Source organism: Buttiauxella gaviniae ATCC 51604, from assembly GCF_001654835.1.
GTDB classification, from domain to species: domain Bacteria; phylum Pseudomonadota; class Gammaproteobacteria; order Enterobacterales; family Enterobacteriaceae; genus Buttiauxella; species Buttiauxella gaviniae.
The window spans coordinates 103,336-119,008 of the sequence record NZ_LXEP01000031.1; the positions used below are offsets into that span (position 1 = coordinate 103,336).

Below are 15,673 nucleotides of genomic sequence, written 5' to 3' on the forward strand. Positions count from 1 at the left end.
GCTCCGGAGTTGTCTGGGCTTTGCCCCATCCCATTTGCAAAGCCCATTCCGTGGATAAACGAGAATATCAGATTTCGTCCAGCGCCGTGTTCAGCTCATCCAGGCTAATTTCCAGCGCCAAAAACTCCGTCAACGTAATGAACAGGCCGAAGATTAAATCGGGCGCCATAACGGTCAGTTTTTCCTGAACCGCCTCCGGTGTTTGCCCATTCTTACTGGCAATAAGGTTTGCGACACGTGCGAAAACAGGTGGGTTTTTGATCAACTGCTGTACCGAACTGTCGTTGCGTATTGGCCATAAAACCGGCTCGCTGATGACCTTAATTTCGCTCTCAAGCGCAATGTCCCTGGAGGATTTGCCGATTTTTATGCGGTATACCCCAGAGTCGATTACCCAACGGCTCAGCACCGGGTTGTAGTAAGCCAAGTCTTCACGGTTAAGGGTTAGCGTGACGGTGCGCGTTTCACCCGCTGCCAATGCGACTTTGCCGAAGGCTTTCAACGCCTGAGGCTCACGCTGTATCTCGCCCTGTGGGGCGCTGAGATACAACTGTACAATCTCTTTGCCCGCCCGTTTCCCGCTGTTAGTCACATCCACGCTGACTTCAAGCTGTGCATCTGTTGCCCATAGTGATTCGGATAAACGCAAATTGCTGTAGTCAAATTGGGTGTAGCTCAAACCAAAGCCGAAGGGAAACAGTGGCGTAATATTGCGCTTGTCGTAATAACGATAGCCGACAAATAACCCTTCGCTGTAGTGATGGCGCAGATTTTCGCCAGGGTAGCTAAGCCAGGCGGGGGTTTCTTCAAGCGAGTTCGGAAGCGTAGTGGTTAATTTGCCACATGGATTGGCATTGCCGAACAGAATATCGGCAACCGCACGCCCCATTCCTTGCCCGGCAAAGAAGGTTTCCAGCAATGCGCCACAGCTTGAAAGCCACGGCATTACCACCGCATCACTGTTAGCCAGAACCACAACCACATTAGGCTGAACTTCAGCCACGGCGCGGATAAGCGCCTCATGTGATGGCAGAATATTGAGATCCTGACGATCGCCATTTTCACCATCTTCACCAATCGCGGTGCTGACAAAAACCACGGCGACATCGGCGGTTCTGGCGGTTTCAATTGCATGGTCCAGCGCTTGTTGGTCAATGGCATTGTCATCCGGTGTGCCGATGGCATAGCGAATCTGGAAGTTATCTCCCGCGACATCAAAGATTTCATCAAGCGGCCTGTCGAGCAAATACGGCACGGTTGTCGCACAGCCTGAACCCTGAATGACCGGCTCTTGCGCCGGTTTACCAAGAATGGCGATGCTGCGGGCGGTGGCTGGCGTTAACGGCAGTAAATCATTTTCATTTTTCAGCAGTACGATAGATTCTGTGGCCAGTTTTTGTGCCAGGCGGTGGTGCTGATTGAAATCGGCGCGAAAACCGGGCCGGCGATTTCGGTGCACTTTATCGAGCAGCTCCAGCATGCGCAGGCAAGCCTGGTCCAGACGTTCGGCTGTGATCTCACCACGGTCAACGGCGGCCTGTAATTGTTGCTTGTCATGCAGGGTTTCAGGCATTGCCAGGTCGTTCCCCGCCAGCAACGAGGCAGGGCGATCTTTGATCCCGTACCAGTCGGACATCACCAACCCATTGTATTGCCACTCATCGCGTAAAACCTGGGTGAGTAAGAAAGGGTCCTGCGAGGTTTGCACCCCGTTCAAACGATTGTAGGAAGACATCACCGTCCAGGGTTGGGATTTATCAATCGCACGTTTAAAGCCCGCAAGGTAGATTTCACGCAGCGCGCGTTCGTCAACGATTGAGTCCATTTCGGTGCGGCGATATTCTGAATTATTACACGCAAAATGCTTAAGGCTGGTACCTACGCCCTCGTCTTGCAGACCGTTGATAAGCGCTGCCGCTGTGTCTCCGCTGATCACCGGGTCTTCGGAATAGTATTCATAGCTGCGCCCGGCAAGCGGCGTGCGGCGAATGTTAATGCCCGGCCCAAGTAAAATTCCGACACCCATTTCCTGGCACTCACGCCCCAGAGCCTGGCCCATTTGATAAACCAAATCTGTATCCCAGCTACAGGCTAGAGTAGAGCCGTTTGGAAAGCAGGTGGCCGGTTTAGAATGGCTAAACAAAGATTCGCTGCCGCCACGGGCCTGGTTTTCAACCGGCGTGGCATCTCCGGCGCTTTGGGATATAACCGAGATAAAATCGGTCATGCTCCATTTTTCGCCCTGCTCAATCTGGCTGGTGCTGTAGCGCACGCCGTAAGTTCCGTCGGTCATCACGATATCTTCAATGCCGTGCTGCGGCAGTGAAGCGGTGCGCCACAACCCTTTACCCGTCAGTAAGGTGACTTTTTCTTCGGCCGACATCGCAGCAATAATCGTTTTAAATTTATTGTTCATATCCGTCATCCTCGGGATTAAAGGGCGTGTTCTTTGCGTTGGGTAATTTTAACGACGATATCGCGATAGGTTTTTTCATCGAGCGAATAGAAGATGATGAATACGGCGGCCAGCGCGAACATGGTTGCGGGGAATAGCGTCATCATAATATTGATGCCTTTTAGCGCATTCGGGCTAATGCTCGCGGCGTTGTAATCAAAATAATCCAGTACCCAACCGGCACAGCCACCACCAATCGCCATGGCTATTTTGGTAATAAAGTTGAAGAAGCCGTAAATCGCGCCTTCGGTACGAACACCATGTTTCCATTCAGCATATTCAACGGTGTCGGCAATCATTGACCACATGGTGACAAAGCCCATGCCTAGCGTAATGCTATACAGACAAACCCCGCCCATAATCAGCCAGATATTGTCGCCAGCAATAAAGAACTGGATCAGCAAGCCAACAATGCCAATCAACATCGCAAGCAAAGAAGTGTTCTTTTTCCCCATCCGGGAAATCAGTTTTTCAGTCACTACCGTGCCAACGATATAAGCCGCAGACTGAATGGCAAAGAATTGCGCAGTGAAGTTTTCATCGCGGATAATATATTTAATGAAATATATCGCGATCGCCATCCAGACCGTATAACCGATATAAACAAATACCGTATACGCCGATAAATGAATTAATGGTGTGTTGCTTGAAACCGCCGCCAGCATCTCTTTGAGCGTTGGCGCTGCCTGGCCGTCGTCCTCGGTTACACGCTCTTTAGTTGTGGCAAAGCAGGCCAGAAAGAAGAAGGTGGCCAGCAATGCAAAGCATGAAACCACAAACACATAGCCCATGTGGTTATCAGTGAAGCGCGAAATTAAGGCATCCGCAGTGGTGGAAACCAACAGATAACCGAAAATCGCCAACACAAAACGGTAGACCGATAAGGATGCTCGTGAACCTTCATGCTGAGTCATCCGGTTAGTCAGCGCGGAGTACGGCGTATTAACGGCTGTGTAGGCCAGGCAATAAAGGGTGTATGAAAGCAGGGCGTACAAGAATTTAAAGTCGCCCTCAACGGTCAGGAAACATAATACCGTCAGCAGGCCAAGTGGAATTGAGCCGTATAATAACCACGGCCTTAATTTCCCGTAACGGCTACGGGTTTTATCCACGGCATAACCAACGAAGATATTAAAAGCCGCATCGGTCACTCGGGCGATAACAAAAATCAAACTGGCCTGAGCCGCTGAAATACCATAAATGTTGGTGTAAAAATAAAGCAGAAACAGAGAAACAAATCCGAAGGATAAGTTAGAAGCAAAGTCGCCAAATCCGTAGCAGATTTTTTCGCGGGTGCCGATTTTCACGTAACTGTCAGAAAGCTTTGTAGGTACAGTTGTCATTATTTTTACCATCTGTTTGGCTGGTGTAGAGCCAGTATACGTTGGCAGTTTTTTTATCACTTTCCGTTATTTTTTTGGTGAATTGCTGTTTTTTGTTGTTTCCGGAGTTTGGCGGGGAAGTGTGAGATGAGTCACGGGGGAGTGCCATACCTATGGTGGGGAGGTGATTTCTTGAATTACCATTCTTGCTACTTTCCGTTCACCTGGACGTGATTCGATCCCGCATATATCAATGAACGGTGAACGTGCCAGGGGGTAACCCCTCGATACGTCCACCGTTTACTGAACTGTGTGGGAGCAGAAAGTTTTAGGGTAAACGAAAAATAGCAATCCTTGCTTATTCACTTTGAAGAGCACAGGTTGCCAACAACATTAGCTCCTCCAGAAAGTCCTCGAAAACAAAATCAACACCGGATAGATCTCCAGTCGACCCAACAACATCGCCGCACACATTAAGTATTTTGCACTATCGCTCAACGTGCCAAATCCTGCGGCAGTTTCGCCAAACCCCAGCCCCATGTTGTTGATACAGGCGGCGACGGTGGCAAAAGATGTGAGCAGGTCATATCCCTGCAAGTTCAGCATCCAGATAAAAAAGCAGGTGCACACGACGTAGAGGAAGAAAAAACTCCACACAGAACGCAAAACTCTGTCGTTAACGGGCGAGTTACCAATCCGAATACTCATGATGGCGCGTGGATGTGCCAGTTGATGTACTTCATGGCGGCTTTGCTTAAATAACACCAGGAAGCGCAGCGCTTTAATCCCACCGCAGGTTGACCCGACGCATCCGCCAAAGAAACTGGCGGACAGCAGCAGAACAATGGTGTGTACCGGCCAGGATGCGTAATCACTGGTTGATAGGCCGTTATCGGTAATCATGGAACTGGTCAGGAAAAAGGCATGAACGAACGAGGCGGGTAGGGCGTACATACCTGCGCGCCAGACTTCCAGTGTGATGATTAAAATCACAATGCTTGCGACCATCAGGAAGAATCTCAACTCCGCACTCTTGAGAAACGGCTTAATGCTGCGACGTGCCAGGGCGACAAAATAGAGGGTGAAGTTGATGGCTGAGAGCAATGAAAAAGCCCCGGCGACAAGCTCAATAGCATAGCTGTTGTAAAAGCCGATACTTTCGGTGCGTGTAGAAAAGCCACCTAATGAGACGGTAGAAAGGCCATGACAAAGCGCATCAAAGAACGGCATGCCGGCGAGTTTGTACGCAATCGTGCAGGCAGCACCTAGCAGCAAATAAGTCAGCCACAAACTTTTAGCTGTGTCTGCAAGACGTGGCGTGAGGCGCTCTTCTTTAAATGGCCCGGGCATTTCGGATTGATAAAGCTTCATTCCCCCAATACCCAGAAGCGGTAATACTGCTACAGCAAGCACAATGACACCGAGGCCGCCGATAAAGTTGAGCTGGGCGCGGTAATAGAGGATTGATTTGGGTAATAGGGAGACATCGTTAAAAACAGTGGCTCCGGTAGTTGTTATACCCGAAACCCCCTCAAACATGGCGTCAGCTAAAGATACGTTATAGCTGTCATCCAGCCACAGCGGCATGGCGCTGATTACTGAAAAAAGCAGCCAAAACAAAACGATGATAATAAATCCATCGCGGGTTTCGAGTTGAATATTAGACCGACCAGTCATCACCCAAGCCAGGCTTCCAAGTGTAAAAGTGATGATAAAGGTATAAAGAAAGCCAAACAGGCTGCGTTCTTTTTCAATTAAAGCCAGCAACATTGGCGGGATCATCGTCAGGCTGTAGAGCACAACCAAAAAAGCGCACAGATGAATCACAATTCTAAAACGGGTTGATATATACATCAGAGAAACCCAGATACCTGTGTTATTCAGGTATATCAATCAGGTAGGGATGGCAAAGTATAGGGTATTTTGGGTAGGAAAGGTTATCTGGCTTTATTGTGAAGGGAAGCATTGTTAAATGGGCAACACAGGGGTTGCCCATTTAGAAGACAGATTACTTCTTGTTATAAACTTCTGCGGTGCCGTGAATTTTATTCTCGGTATCTGCAGAGGTTACAACATAAAACTTGCCACCCAACTCATCGGCTTTCTTGGAGAGTTCGGCTTTGGCATCAGATGGTGACAATTCACCACTGGTGGTGATGGTGCCTACTTTTACATACTGATCTTTATGGTCGTTATAGGCTTCTTTCGTCAACAGTTCTGCTGACAATGCGCTGAATGAAACTGCACCCAAAGTTAATGCTACCAATACACCCTTAGCTATCTTCATGACGAACCTCATCTTTGCTTATGGTAGATAAATTGTTTTCCCTACCTTTAGACTATGGTTCAGAACTGTATTTCTCGCCAGCTTTGGTAAAGAAAAATTTTGTTCAAAAATAGATGCATAAGAGATTGTTCAGTATTGAAAAGCATGATTATTGCTAACCTTATCTGAGAAAAGCAGATGCAGAGTGGATGGGCACCATCCACCCTTCGCCGGGTTTACGAGGTTACTTGCTCTGTTACCGGTGCTACTGAAGCTTCTTTTTGCGATTTATTGGCCTGTTCTTCGCGATATTTCAGGTTATCCCAGATGCGGAAGAACGGGTAATACATCACCAGCGAAATCCCGAGGTTGACGATTTGCAGCACGGAACCAGAAATATGCCCGCCGGTTGCCAGGTATCCGCTGACCACGATCGGTGTAGTGAACGGCAAGGCAATACCCGCAGGTTTGGCGACAAGCCCGGTGGTCATTGCAATATAAGAAACAATCACTAATACAACAGGGGTAAGAATAAACGGCACGACCAGATACGGGTTCATCACAATCGGAATGCCAAATACCATCGGTTCGCTGATATTAAACAGGCTACCGGGGGCGGCGATTTTACCCAATTGTTTCATCTGCGCACTGCGACTGCGGATAAGCATAAATATCACCAGTCCGAGCAGGGCACCGGTGCCGCCAGGGGCAATCCACAAGTCATAAAATTGTTGGGTGATGATATGAGGAATAGGCAAACCGTTCTGGAATGCTTCAAGGTTCTCCGACATGTTGCTCAACCACACCGGGCGGATAAACACCAGTACGATAGTGTCGCCATGCAGGCCCAGCATCCACAAAATACCAATCAGCAATACCGAGATAATCATACCCGGCAGTGAACCGCCAACATGACTCATCGGGATACCAACCAGTTCGGTAATCATCGTATTGATGTCGCCAAATGGTGTTGCCTCAACTAACAGACGCAGCGCCAACACTACCGCTAAAACGCAGAAGCCAGGGATCAACGCCAGGAAGGATTTAGCTACCGCTGGCGGCACGCCTTCCGGCATACGGATAACCAGATTGCGGTTATTGATAAAGCGGTAAATTTCGGTTGAAAGCAGGGCGATAAGAATGGCGACGAACAACCCCTGGCTACCAATTTGCCCCATCGGCATCACGCCCTTCACTAACTGTGCCGCACCGCCCGTAGCGGGTGTAAACATGATGTGCTGCGGAATGGTCATGATAAATGCAACCAGAGACACGGCACCGGCAGTCAACGGATCAATTGTGCGGTACTTTTCCGCCAGGCGATAAGCGATACCAAAGGCGGAGATAATCGCCATGATGTCGTAGGTCGCTTTAACCGGATAGAGCACTTTTTCCTGCCAGGTTGGGCCGAAAAAGTCGCTCATCATTTGTGAATAACCCGGTATCGGCAGATAAGCAAAAATAAGGAAGAACGAACCAATCAACATAAATGGCATGTTCAGAATGATACCGTCACGCACCGATAGCACATGCTTTTGCCCGGCAATTTTTAGTGCGGTTGGCAGTACATATTTTTCGATAATAGATTTGTTCATAGACATAGACACCCCCTGCCCGGATACCCTTCATACTTCAAGCCGCAGGTACGTTGGCGGCACCCGCGCGCCCAGTCACATAGTTATTAGCTATGCTCCTGGGGACTTACGGGCTGGCCGCCTTCCTGCAACTCGAATTATTTTGGGTAGAATTATAATTTTATTTAGTCGTAGGTCGGATTAGCGTAGCGACATCCGACAACACTGGTTTAAACGTTAAACTGCGGCAACCACGCTTTGTTGATACTTAACACTTCATCGACCAGCGCAGACGCCAGATTGACATCAGCAACCAGCGGGTTTGCGACCAGCGCCAGTAACGCTTTTTTCTTATCGCCGTGTACCGCTGCTTCGATGGTCAAACGTTCAAAATCTTTAACTTGCTGAGTCAGGCCGTTCATCAGCAGCGGTAATTTCCCAAAGGCCAGCGGATGTGCGCCAAGGGCGTCAATCAGGCAGTTGGTTTCAATCACTGCGTCGTCTGGTAATCCCTGAATTGCACCGTTGTTAGCGGTATTCACCACCATTTCAATACCGAGATTATTATGTAAGGCGTTAATCAATTGCACCGCGACCTCGGAGTAGAACGAGCCACCGCGCTGGCTAAGTTCTTCCGGTTTTTTATCGAGGTTAGGATCGGCATAGAGTTTAAATAATGACTCTTCTACCTTCATGACGAGCTCGGCACGAGTGCCTTTAGTAGCGGCATCAGAGAGTTCATCTTCCAGCATGGTACGCGTTTGCCAGAAGTAACGGTGGTAAGGGCAGGGAATGGCGCCTAGTGCGCGCAGCAAATCCGCAGGCCACGGAATCGCTTTAATGTTGTTCATGGAAAGGTGCTCCCCATCGCACAACATTTCGATCACTTCATGAGTGGCATCGCGTCCGTTTGCCAACACTTTATGCACCCAAACCATATGATTCAGGCCTGCAAAACGTAGCGAAACTTTGTCGTGAGGCAGTTTCAGCATGTCGGCAATCATATGGTGCATCGTCACCGGCACATTACACAGGCCGATAATCTTGGCCTTGCTGTAGCGCGAAACCGCTTCGGTCACAATGCCGGCCGGATTGGTGAAGTTGATAATCCACGCATCCGGGGCGAGACGCTCCACGCGGTGGGCAATATCGAGCATCACGGGAATGGTGCGCAACGCTTTCGCAAAACCGCCAACCCCCGTCGTTTCCTGGCCGAGAAGCTTGTGGCTTAAACCCAGTCGTTCATCGGCGGCGCGGGCGGGAAGCTGTCCCACGCGCAGCTGCGTTAAGACAAAACTGGAACCTTTGATGGCTTCGTCAGCGTCAAAATGTATGGATACCTTGACGGACTCCAGCCCATTTCTGTCGAGCATGCGACGGGCGAGGGCGGCAATAATATCGACTTTCTCGCGACCCGCTTCTACATCTACCAATGCCAGTTCCGCCATTGGCAGTGAAGCATGGCGTTCAATCAATCCTTCAATCAACTCCGGGGTATAACTGCTTCCCCCGCCAATAACGGTAATTTTCATCTTGTTCTCCGCCTGTCTCAGGCCATTAGGGCGAGGGCTTTATCCAGCACGCGATCGCCGCGCATGGTGCCGTAATCCATCATATCTATCACCGCGACAGGTTTCCCCAGCGGTGTGGAAAGCTCAGTCAGGCGCTGTAATTCGTACTGTACTTGTGGGCCAAGCAATACCACGTCGGCATGGCGCAATTGGCCTTCAATTTCGGATACCGGGATGGCATCAATTTCGATTTCCAGAGAACGCTTTGTCGCTTCGGTTCGCATTTTTTGTACCAGCATGCTGGTGGACATCCCCGCAGCACAGCACAACATGATTTTTTTCATTACAACTTTCCCCTCATTTGAAAACATATTTCATACATTAGCTGTTTTAATTAGCATGTATGAAAATTATTTTCATGAGTGTGATCACTGTTGGATTATTTCCAGATGGCACTGAGGCCGGATGAATATGTGATCTCTATAGAAAAATGGAAATTTAGGTCGAGCGTTGTATAGAATAATGTGTACGTGAATGAGATGGATTGAAAAATAATTTCAAACATTTATGATGTTTTTAACGAGCAGTTAATGCCGACATTAGGACGCCTCCTTTTATGGATATTGTTTACCAACTGGTACACGGGTTATCTGGCCTGCCAGCGCAAGAATCTCGTCTGGCACGCTTTTTCCTCGATAACTTCGCGCAAATACCCGAAGCAACGATGGAAGAGTTAGCGGCAAAGGCAGGGGTGAGCTCTGCCACGTTGCAACACTTTGCACGCAGCATTGGCTGTGACGATATCAATGATTTTATCGGCCAGGTGCGCCATCAGCAGCAGGAGAACAATCTGCAAGTCCCCGCAGCTCCTATGCTGGGCGATGCTGCATGGGTAGATCCGGGGGCACTGAAAGCGCTGGCCCTTAACGCTGGTATTGGTAGCGAAATACTCGACAGATTTTCGCACTCCATAGGGCGTGAAAATAACGGCGATATTCTCGGCCAGATCCGCAACCGTCTGAATGACTTCAGCCAGCAAGAATCTCGCGTGGCGCAGACCATTCTTGATGATGTCTCTTTTGCCGCATCGGCCACCATCGACCAGCTTGCGACCGCTGCGGGGGTTAGCCCGGCAACTATTACCCGATTTGCCCGAGCGTCAGGGTGTGACGATATCCGTGATTTGCGCATGAAACTGGCGCAAGCAAGCACACCGGTAGCTGGTGGCGATATAGCTTTGCCGTGGCGTGAAAAACTGAACAGGCTGCAAAATGCCCTAAATTCACAGTTTTGCGAACTGCAACCCGCAGTCATCAATCAGGCAGTTGTTCGTTTGAAACAGGCGAAAGCGGTGCATATTTTCAGCGCCAGTGCGGCAGATACGCCTTTTGCGAGCCTGTTGCAATATCGCCTGCTGACTCAGGGTTATCCGGCCAATATTTGTCAGGACCCAGCGCTGATGAGTATTACTGCATCGATGCTTGGTGCCGGACAAGTGCTGGTGATTTTCGCAGGCTCTGCACCGGAAAATGCACTGATTGCGGCGGCCCATCAGGCGCGTCGGCTGGGTGCTGAAATCATTTTCATTGGCCGGGATAGCGGCTCGTTTATTCACAGCGACGATATTCTGTTGCCGCTAACAGAAGTGCGCTACGGTTCGTTGTTAATTATTGATTTGCTTTGTGAAGGGATTGATAGCTGAGCCGATGGTGTAAATGTCGGGTGTCGCGAATGCTAACCCGACCGGCAAACTATTTGATCAGAAAGCTGTTTCCAACGTTTCGAGAACGTTGTACTGCTCATCAACCAGTAACAGTGCTTTCCATTTGTCGAATGTCAGGCACGGATGGGAAGTGCTGAAGAGCAGAATATCCCCCACCTGCACATCAGCACCGGGTTTGAGTTTCAGCATGGCGTGTTGATCCATAATGCCGGTGGTTTCGATGGTATTAGTAGCCAATTCCCGTGATTTCCCTGCTCGATAATGCGCAACAGGTTGCGGCAAACCTGCGTCAAAAGCGCTGTCTCGTTTGCCAAAATTCACAATCGCGCGGTCGCTTTCCGGTACGGATTGCACCATCGCAACCAGCTCCAGAGCCGAGACTAAATCTCCACCAAGATCACAGGCGACTTTATCGCGAGCTATAAGCTCGTCCTGCGCTTGCTGGTAAATACCGGCATCGTGCGTGATGTAACAACCTGGGCGAATAACAATGCGGCAGTTTGCCGGTTTTTGCGCGGCTAGCCAGACATTACAGACCACGTCATACCAAACAGAACCGGCACCCGTGAGGATAAATTCCCCGTCAACATATTGCTCTAGCTGGCAGGCGAGTGCCGCGGCATCGCGCAGCAATGTTTCCACTTTCGGCTGCGGGTTTTCACCGTGCAGGACGCCTTCATACAGTTCCAGACCACGTAAGCGCAGACCTGAGAGTGTAGAAATTTCTTCGGCCAGGGCTTGCGCCTGTTCAGTAGTACGACACCCACAGCGCCCGCCAGGCACGCCCAATTCAATCAAAATATCAAGCCGTTGGTTATTCGCGCTAAAGAAAGCAGAAAGCGTTTTTGCGTTGGCGAGACTGTCAACGCAACACAGGTAATCGACATCCGGATACTGTGTTTTTAGCTGTGAAACCAGCTGCATATTTGCTTTGCCGACCAACTGGTTAACCATCAACACTCGTTTGATACCGCTAACCATCGCCATGCTTGCTTGCCAGGCGCTGCCGACACCTACCGCCCAGGCTCCGGCTTGCTGCTGCTGTTGAAAAATCCACGGTGTCATGGTGGTTTTCCCGTGAGGGGCCAGAGAGACACCGCGTGTGTCTGCGTAGCGCTGCATCCACTGAATATTGTTCTCCAGCGCGCCTTTTTTGATAACGGCTGCGGGTAAGCAAATGTCTTCGTTGAGGATATTCGCAGGGGTAAACATCAAGGCTGATTTGTGTGGTACGAGGTTACTGTTCTGGTATTTCATAACATTATTCCTTTGTGATTTTCATTTCTTTCAGACAATGTATCATTTGTAATTTAATGAAAAATATATGTTTTATTGAAAATAATGTGATTGATTGAATAAAAGTATCATAAATTCATTGGGGTTTTGAGTAGTCTTCCACTGTTTTTTACGCTTGTAAATGGTTAACTTTAATCCAGAACATAACGGGGGTAAGGAAGACATGAAGTTCGATTACTTGTTCAGGAATGTCACGGTTATCGATGGAAGCGGCGGAGCGCAATATCTTGCTGATGTTGCGGTGCAGGGCGATCGCATTGTGGAAATCGCGCCAATGATCAGCGGCTCGGCACATGAAGAAATTGATGGTAACGGCCGAGTGCTGGCTCCTGGTTTTATTGATGTTCATACCCACGATGACATCAACGTTATCCGGATGCCGGAGTACCTGCCAAAAATTAGCCAGGGTATTACGACAGTGATCGTCGGCAATTGCGGAATCAGTGCCGCCACGGCGACTATGAAGGGTAATGTGCCGGACCCGATGAATTTGCTCGGTGAAGTGGAACACTTCATCTACCCAACGGTTGCCGCCTACGCGCAAGCCGTAGAGCAAGCTAAGCCCGCGGTTAACGTTGGCACATTAATTGGCCACACGGCACTTCGTAACAATCATATGGATGACTTGTTCCGCGCCGCCACAAGCGAAGAAATTAGCGCCATGCGCGCGCAGCTTTGTGAGGCGTTGCAGCAGGGCGGTCTAGGGTTAAGTACTGGTCTTGCCTATGGCAGCGCGTTCCATTCCACAACCGAAGAAGTAATGGCGCTCGCGGAAGAGTTGGCGGCGGGGAAAGGAATTTACACCACCCATCTGCGCTCAGAATTTGAGCCGATTCTTGAGGCGCTCGACGAGGCCTTTCGCATTGGTCGTCATGGCAAAGTGCCTGTTGTTGTTTCACATCATAAGTGCGCTGGAGCAAAGAACTGGGGGCGGACGGTTGAAACATTGAAACTATTCGACAAGGTGCGCCAGCAGCAGGATGTGTCCTGCGACTGTTATCCCTATTCTGCGAGCTCTTCTACGCTGGACCTGAAACAAATTACCGACGAATTCGACATTGTGATTACCTGGTCGGAGCCACATCCTGAAATTGCCGGGCAGTCGCTAAAACAGATCGCGCAAAACTGGTCGATGACGCTGACTGAGGCAGGGAAATTGCTGATGCCGGCAGGGGCGATTTACTACAACATGGACGAACAGGACGTGCGGCGTGTGTTGAGCTACCCGGTCACCATGGTCGGCTCAGACGGCTTGCCAAACGATCCGATGCCGCATCCGCGTTTGTGGGGAGCCTTCCCGCGTGTACTGGGTCACTACAGCCGTGATGAGAAGCTATTTCCGCTGACCGTTGCGGTGCATAAGATGACGGGAATGTCGGCTGCTCGTTTCCAGCTTGATGGGCGTGGACTGGTTAAGTGCGGCTATTATGCTGATTTAGTTATGTTTGATCCTGAAACCGTGCGCGATGTGGCAAGCTTTAGCGAGCCGCAACAACCGGCTGCTGGTATTGAAGCGGTAATGGTTAACGGTGTGATGAGTTATGGTCGGGATCAACAAGTTATCGGGCGTGCCGGGCGGTTCTTACGTCGCTAAAACGCACCTTCATTTCGCCCCTCTTTCGAGAGAATGAAAACAAATAAGGAACAACAATGAGCATTAAACGTTATGGAGTCGGTGGCAGCACTGGAACAGGCGGGCAGCATTTACCCTTCGCAAAAGCGGTAGAAGCGGGTGGTTGGCTTTATGTTTCCGGGCAAACGCCCATGAAAGAGGGTGAAGTCGTTGAAGGTGGCATTATTGAGCAGTCGCGCCTGGCGATTCAGAACTGCGTGGACATCATGGAAAGCGCGGGCTACACCCTGGCCGATGTGGTGCATGTGAAGGTTTATCTTACCGACGCGCGCTATTTCCAGTCGTTTAACAAAGTGTTTGGTGAGTTCTTTGCCGAGCATCCGCCCGCTCGTGTCTGTTGTGTGGCTGACCTGGTGGTGGATTGTAAAGTCGAAGTGGATTTGACCTGTTATCGGGCAGACCGTTAAGGGTTTGCTTACTCCTCCCTCTTCATGAGGGAGGCACCTGGCAAGCCGCTAATCCCCCAGAGGCTGCCTGTCCGCACCACCCCGATGGCTATCCAGAGCAAGTTTAATGCGGCGCAGGCGGTCTTTGGTCTGGTTTTTATTGGCCATAGCAAGCTCCGTGGCCAACACATCTACCATCGCTAACATCGCATAACGCGAGGTGCTGGGCTTAAAAATGTAGTCGTTTTCCCGCACTATCAGCGGCAGCACAATATCGGCGTTTTGCGCCAGCGGTGAGTCTTGCGGGGTGATGGCAATCACTTTTGCGCCGTACTGCCGGGCGATAGCCGCACTTTCAATCACCTCTGGTGTGTAGCCTCCCAGCGATAAAGCCAGTACCACATCGTTGGGTGACACAGCCGAACACATCATTCTTACCAGCAGACCATCGCTCTGGCTGACCACTGGAAGGCCAAGACGGAACAGACGGAATTGTACTTCCTGGGCACAAATTGTGGAGCCACCGCCCATCCCGATAGCCAGAATTTGTCGGCTCTGGCTCAACCATTCCACTGCTTTGTTAAGCGAATCGGTATCGAGCGCCCGGCGATTAATATCCAGCACATTAATGATAGTTTCGTAGATACCTTGCACGCCTTCGAGGTCAGGCACATCCAGAATAAAACGTTGCCCTACCGCCAACGACTGTGCAAGTTTCACTTTTAGCTCGCGCACATCTTTGCAGCCAATCGCGCGTGCAAAACGGGTAATTGATGCCTGGCTGGTATCTGTAAGCCGCGCCATTTCTGAAATCGACAAAGTCGTAGCTGATTGCACATCATCGAGAATAAATTGCGCAATACGCTTTTCTGTCGTGGTCAGCTCCACAAAACGATCGGTGATACAGGAAATAATATCGATGGAAACAGACATGGCACGTCCCTGAAAATGGTTAAAAACTGCTGGTACTTTGTACCACAAAAATCATTTGCTGTGGGATTAGCCTGAGTTCAACTGAGGTTTAAGGGGGATGGTGTTGATGCTCCTCATCACCCGAGGCAAGAATATTATTTTGCCGTTGTTTGATTGCTGCTGCCTGGCTATTGTTTCTCTGGAAATGGTTTGTGTGCTAACAGTAGCCTTGTTTCCAGATATGGACTCATACTCATAATGGCTTGCTATTAATTAGCAGCGCTTTGATAGCTTAATGCCGCACTTATTCTCATTAAGTTGATTCGTGTTTGTTAAAAATAAACAAAAAACCGTTTTGTTATGTGCTAATAAGGCTGGTTTAATACTTGGGTATAACACGAAATAATTACTCTGCAGAAAGAATATCCCCCTCAATGATGTTGGGGGATTGTTGTCATTTCATTCTTTTCTGGTGATGCATTCATTGGTGAGTGAGGTGTTACGAACGCTATCGTGATGTTTTCGATTGCATAGGTGTTTTTTTACAGAGCTAAATTCTGATTTTTTGTTTTTATTTATGCGGAAAATGCTATCG

At 49.6% G+C, this 15,673-nt stretch carries 12 protein-coding genes; 3 read left to right on the forward strand and 9 right to left on the reverse strand.

Annotated elements, in window-relative coordinates; all coding sequences use genetic code 11:
- Positions 1 to 67: 67 nt before the first annotated feature.
- From M977_RS16340 to M977_RS16370, 7 genes are all read right to left on the reverse strand, one after another.
- On the reverse strand, positions 68 to 2,416 hold the full coding sequence (locus tag M977_RS16340) for a glycoside hydrolase family 3 C-terminal domain-containing protein (RefSeq protein WP_064516915.1): 2,349 nt from the start codon (positions 2,414 to 2,416) through the stop codon (positions 68 to 70).
- Positions 2,417 to 2,433: 17 nt separating this feature from the next.
- Complete coding sequence (locus M977_RS16345) at positions 2,434 to 3,798, reverse strand: MFS transporter (protein ID WP_064516917.1); 1,365 nt, start codon at positions 3,796 to 3,798, stop codon at positions 2,434 to 2,436.
- A 372-nt stretch (positions 3,799 to 4,170) separates the two neighbouring features.
- Positions 4,171 to 5,631 carry a TrkH family potassium uptake protein gene (locus M977_RS16350; protein WP_064516922.1) on the reverse strand — a complete coding sequence of 487 codons (1,461 nt, stop codon included), beginning with the start codon at positions 5,629 to 5,631 and terminating at the stop codon, positions 4,171 to 4,173.
- Between the two features lie 154 nt (positions 5,632 to 5,785).
- The gene (yahO, locus tag M977_RS16355) at positions 5,786 to 6,064 is read right to left on the reverse strand and encodes a DUF1471 family periplasmic protein YahO (RefSeq protein ID WP_064516924.1); all 279 of its coding nucleotides are present in this window, start codon (positions 6,062 to 6,064) and stop codon (positions 5,786 to 5,788) included.
- 215 nt (positions 6,065 to 6,279) lie between these two features.
- Positions 6,280 to 7,638 (reverse strand): PTS cellobiose transporter subunit IIC, encoded by a 1,359-nt coding sequence (gene celB, locus M977_RS16360; RefSeq protein ID WP_157092088.1) that lies wholly within the window; start codon positions 7,636 to 7,638, stop codon positions 6,280 to 6,282.
- A gap of 209 nt (positions 7,639 to 7,847) precedes the next feature.
- Positions 7,848 to 9,149 (reverse strand): 6-phospho-beta-glucosidase, encoded by a 1,302-nt coding sequence (locus tag M977_RS16365; protein WP_064516928.1) that lies wholly within the window; start codon positions 9,147 to 9,149, stop codon positions 7,848 to 7,850.
- A gap of 17 nt (positions 9,150 to 9,166) precedes the next feature.
- Positions 9,167 to 9,472 (reverse strand): PTS sugar transporter subunit IIB, encoded by a 306-nt coding sequence (locus M977_RS16370; RefSeq protein WP_064516930.1) that lies wholly within the window; start codon positions 9,470 to 9,472, stop codon positions 9,167 to 9,169.
- 272 nt (positions 9,473 to 9,744) lie between these two features.
- Between M977_RS16370 and M977_RS16375 the strand changes: the two genes are divergently transcribed.
- Complete coding sequence (locus M977_RS16375) at positions 9,745 to 10,830, forward strand: MurR/RpiR family transcriptional regulator (protein ID WP_074392047.1); 1,086 nt, start codon at positions 9,745 to 9,747, stop codon at positions 10,828 to 10,830.
- A gap of 57 nt (positions 10,831 to 10,887) precedes the next feature.
- On the opposite strand, the gene M977_RS16380 is transcribed toward M977_RS16375, so the two are convergent.
- The gene (locus M977_RS16380) at positions 10,888 to 12,108 is read right to left on the reverse strand and encodes an amino acid deaminase (protein WP_064516932.1); all 1,221 of its coding nucleotides are present in this window, start codon (positions 12,106 to 12,108) and stop codon (positions 10,888 to 10,890) included.
- A gap of 202 nt (positions 12,109 to 12,310) precedes the next feature.
- Between M977_RS16380 and M977_RS16385 the strand changes: the two genes are divergently transcribed.
- Both M977_RS16385 and M977_RS16390 read left to right on the forward strand, forming a co-directional pair.
- Positions 12,311 to 13,741, forward strand: a complete 1,431-nt coding sequence (locus M977_RS16385; protein ID WP_064516935.1) for an N-acyl-D-amino-acid deacylase family protein — start codon at positions 12,311 to 12,313, stop codon at positions 13,739 to 13,741.
- A gap of 56 nt (positions 13,742 to 13,797) precedes the next feature.
- Positions 13,798 to 14,187, forward strand: a complete 390-nt coding sequence (locus M977_RS16390; protein ID WP_064516937.1) for a RidA family protein — start codon at positions 13,798 to 13,800, stop codon at positions 14,185 to 14,187.
- A 48-nt stretch (positions 14,188 to 14,235) separates the two neighbouring features.
- Here M977_RS16390 and M977_RS16395 read toward each other — a convergent pair whose 3' ends face one another.
- Complete coding sequence (locus M977_RS16395; protein ID WP_064516939.1) at positions 14,236 to 15,099, reverse strand: MurR/RpiR family transcriptional regulator; 864 nt, start codon at positions 15,097 to 15,099, stop codon at positions 14,236 to 14,238.
- Positions 15,100 to 15,673: the final 574 nt, after the last annotated feature.

What these genes read in the sequence shown, in the direction of transcription:
- M977_RS16340 (WP_064516915.1), bottom strand. Translation starts at nt 2,416, where the DNA reads ATGAACAATAAATTTAAAACGATTATTGCTGCGATGTCGGCCGAAGAA.
- M977_RS16345 (WP_064516917.1), bottom strand. Translation starts at nt 3,798, where the DNA reads ATGACAACTGTACCTACAAAGCTTTCTGACAGTTACGTGAAAATCGGC.
- M977_RS16350 (WP_064516922.1), bottom strand. Translation starts at nt 5,631, where the DNA reads ATGTATATATCAACCCGTTTTAGAATTGTGATTCATCTGTGCGCTTTT.
- yahO (WP_064516924.1), bottom strand. Translation starts at nt 6,064, where the DNA reads ATGAAGATAGCTAAGGGTGTATTGGTAGCATTAACTTTGGGTGCAGTT.
- celB (WP_157092088.1), bottom strand. Translation starts at nt 7,638, where the DNA reads ATGAACAAATCTATTATCGAAAAATATGTACTGCCAACCGCACTAAAA.
- M977_RS16365 (WP_064516928.1), bottom strand. Translation starts at nt 9,149, where the DNA reads ATGAAAATTACCGTTATTGGCGGGGGAAGCAGTTATACCCCGGAGTTG.
- M977_RS16370 (WP_064516930.1), bottom strand. Translation starts at nt 9,472, where the DNA reads ATGAAAAAAATCATGTTGTGCTGTGCTGCGGGGATGTCCACCAGCATG.
- M977_RS16375 (WP_074392047.1), top strand. Translation starts at nt 9,745, where the DNA reads ATGGATATTGTTTACCAACTGGTACACGGGTTATCTGGCCTGCCAGCG.
- M977_RS16380 (WP_064516932.1), bottom strand. Translation starts at nt 12,108, where the DNA reads ATGAAATACCAGAACAGTAACCTCGTACCACACAAATCAGCCTTGATG.
- M977_RS16385 (WP_064516935.1), top strand. Translation starts at nt 12,311, where the DNA reads ATGAAGTTCGATTACTTGTTCAGGAATGTCACGGTTATCGATGGAAGC.
- M977_RS16390 (WP_064516937.1), top strand. Translation starts at nt 13,798, where the DNA reads ATGAGCATTAAACGTTATGGAGTCGGTGGCAGCACTGGAACAGGCGGG.
- M977_RS16395 (WP_064516939.1), bottom strand. Translation starts at nt 15,099, where the DNA reads ATGTCTGTTTCCATCGATATTATTTCCTGTATCACCGATCGTTTTGTG.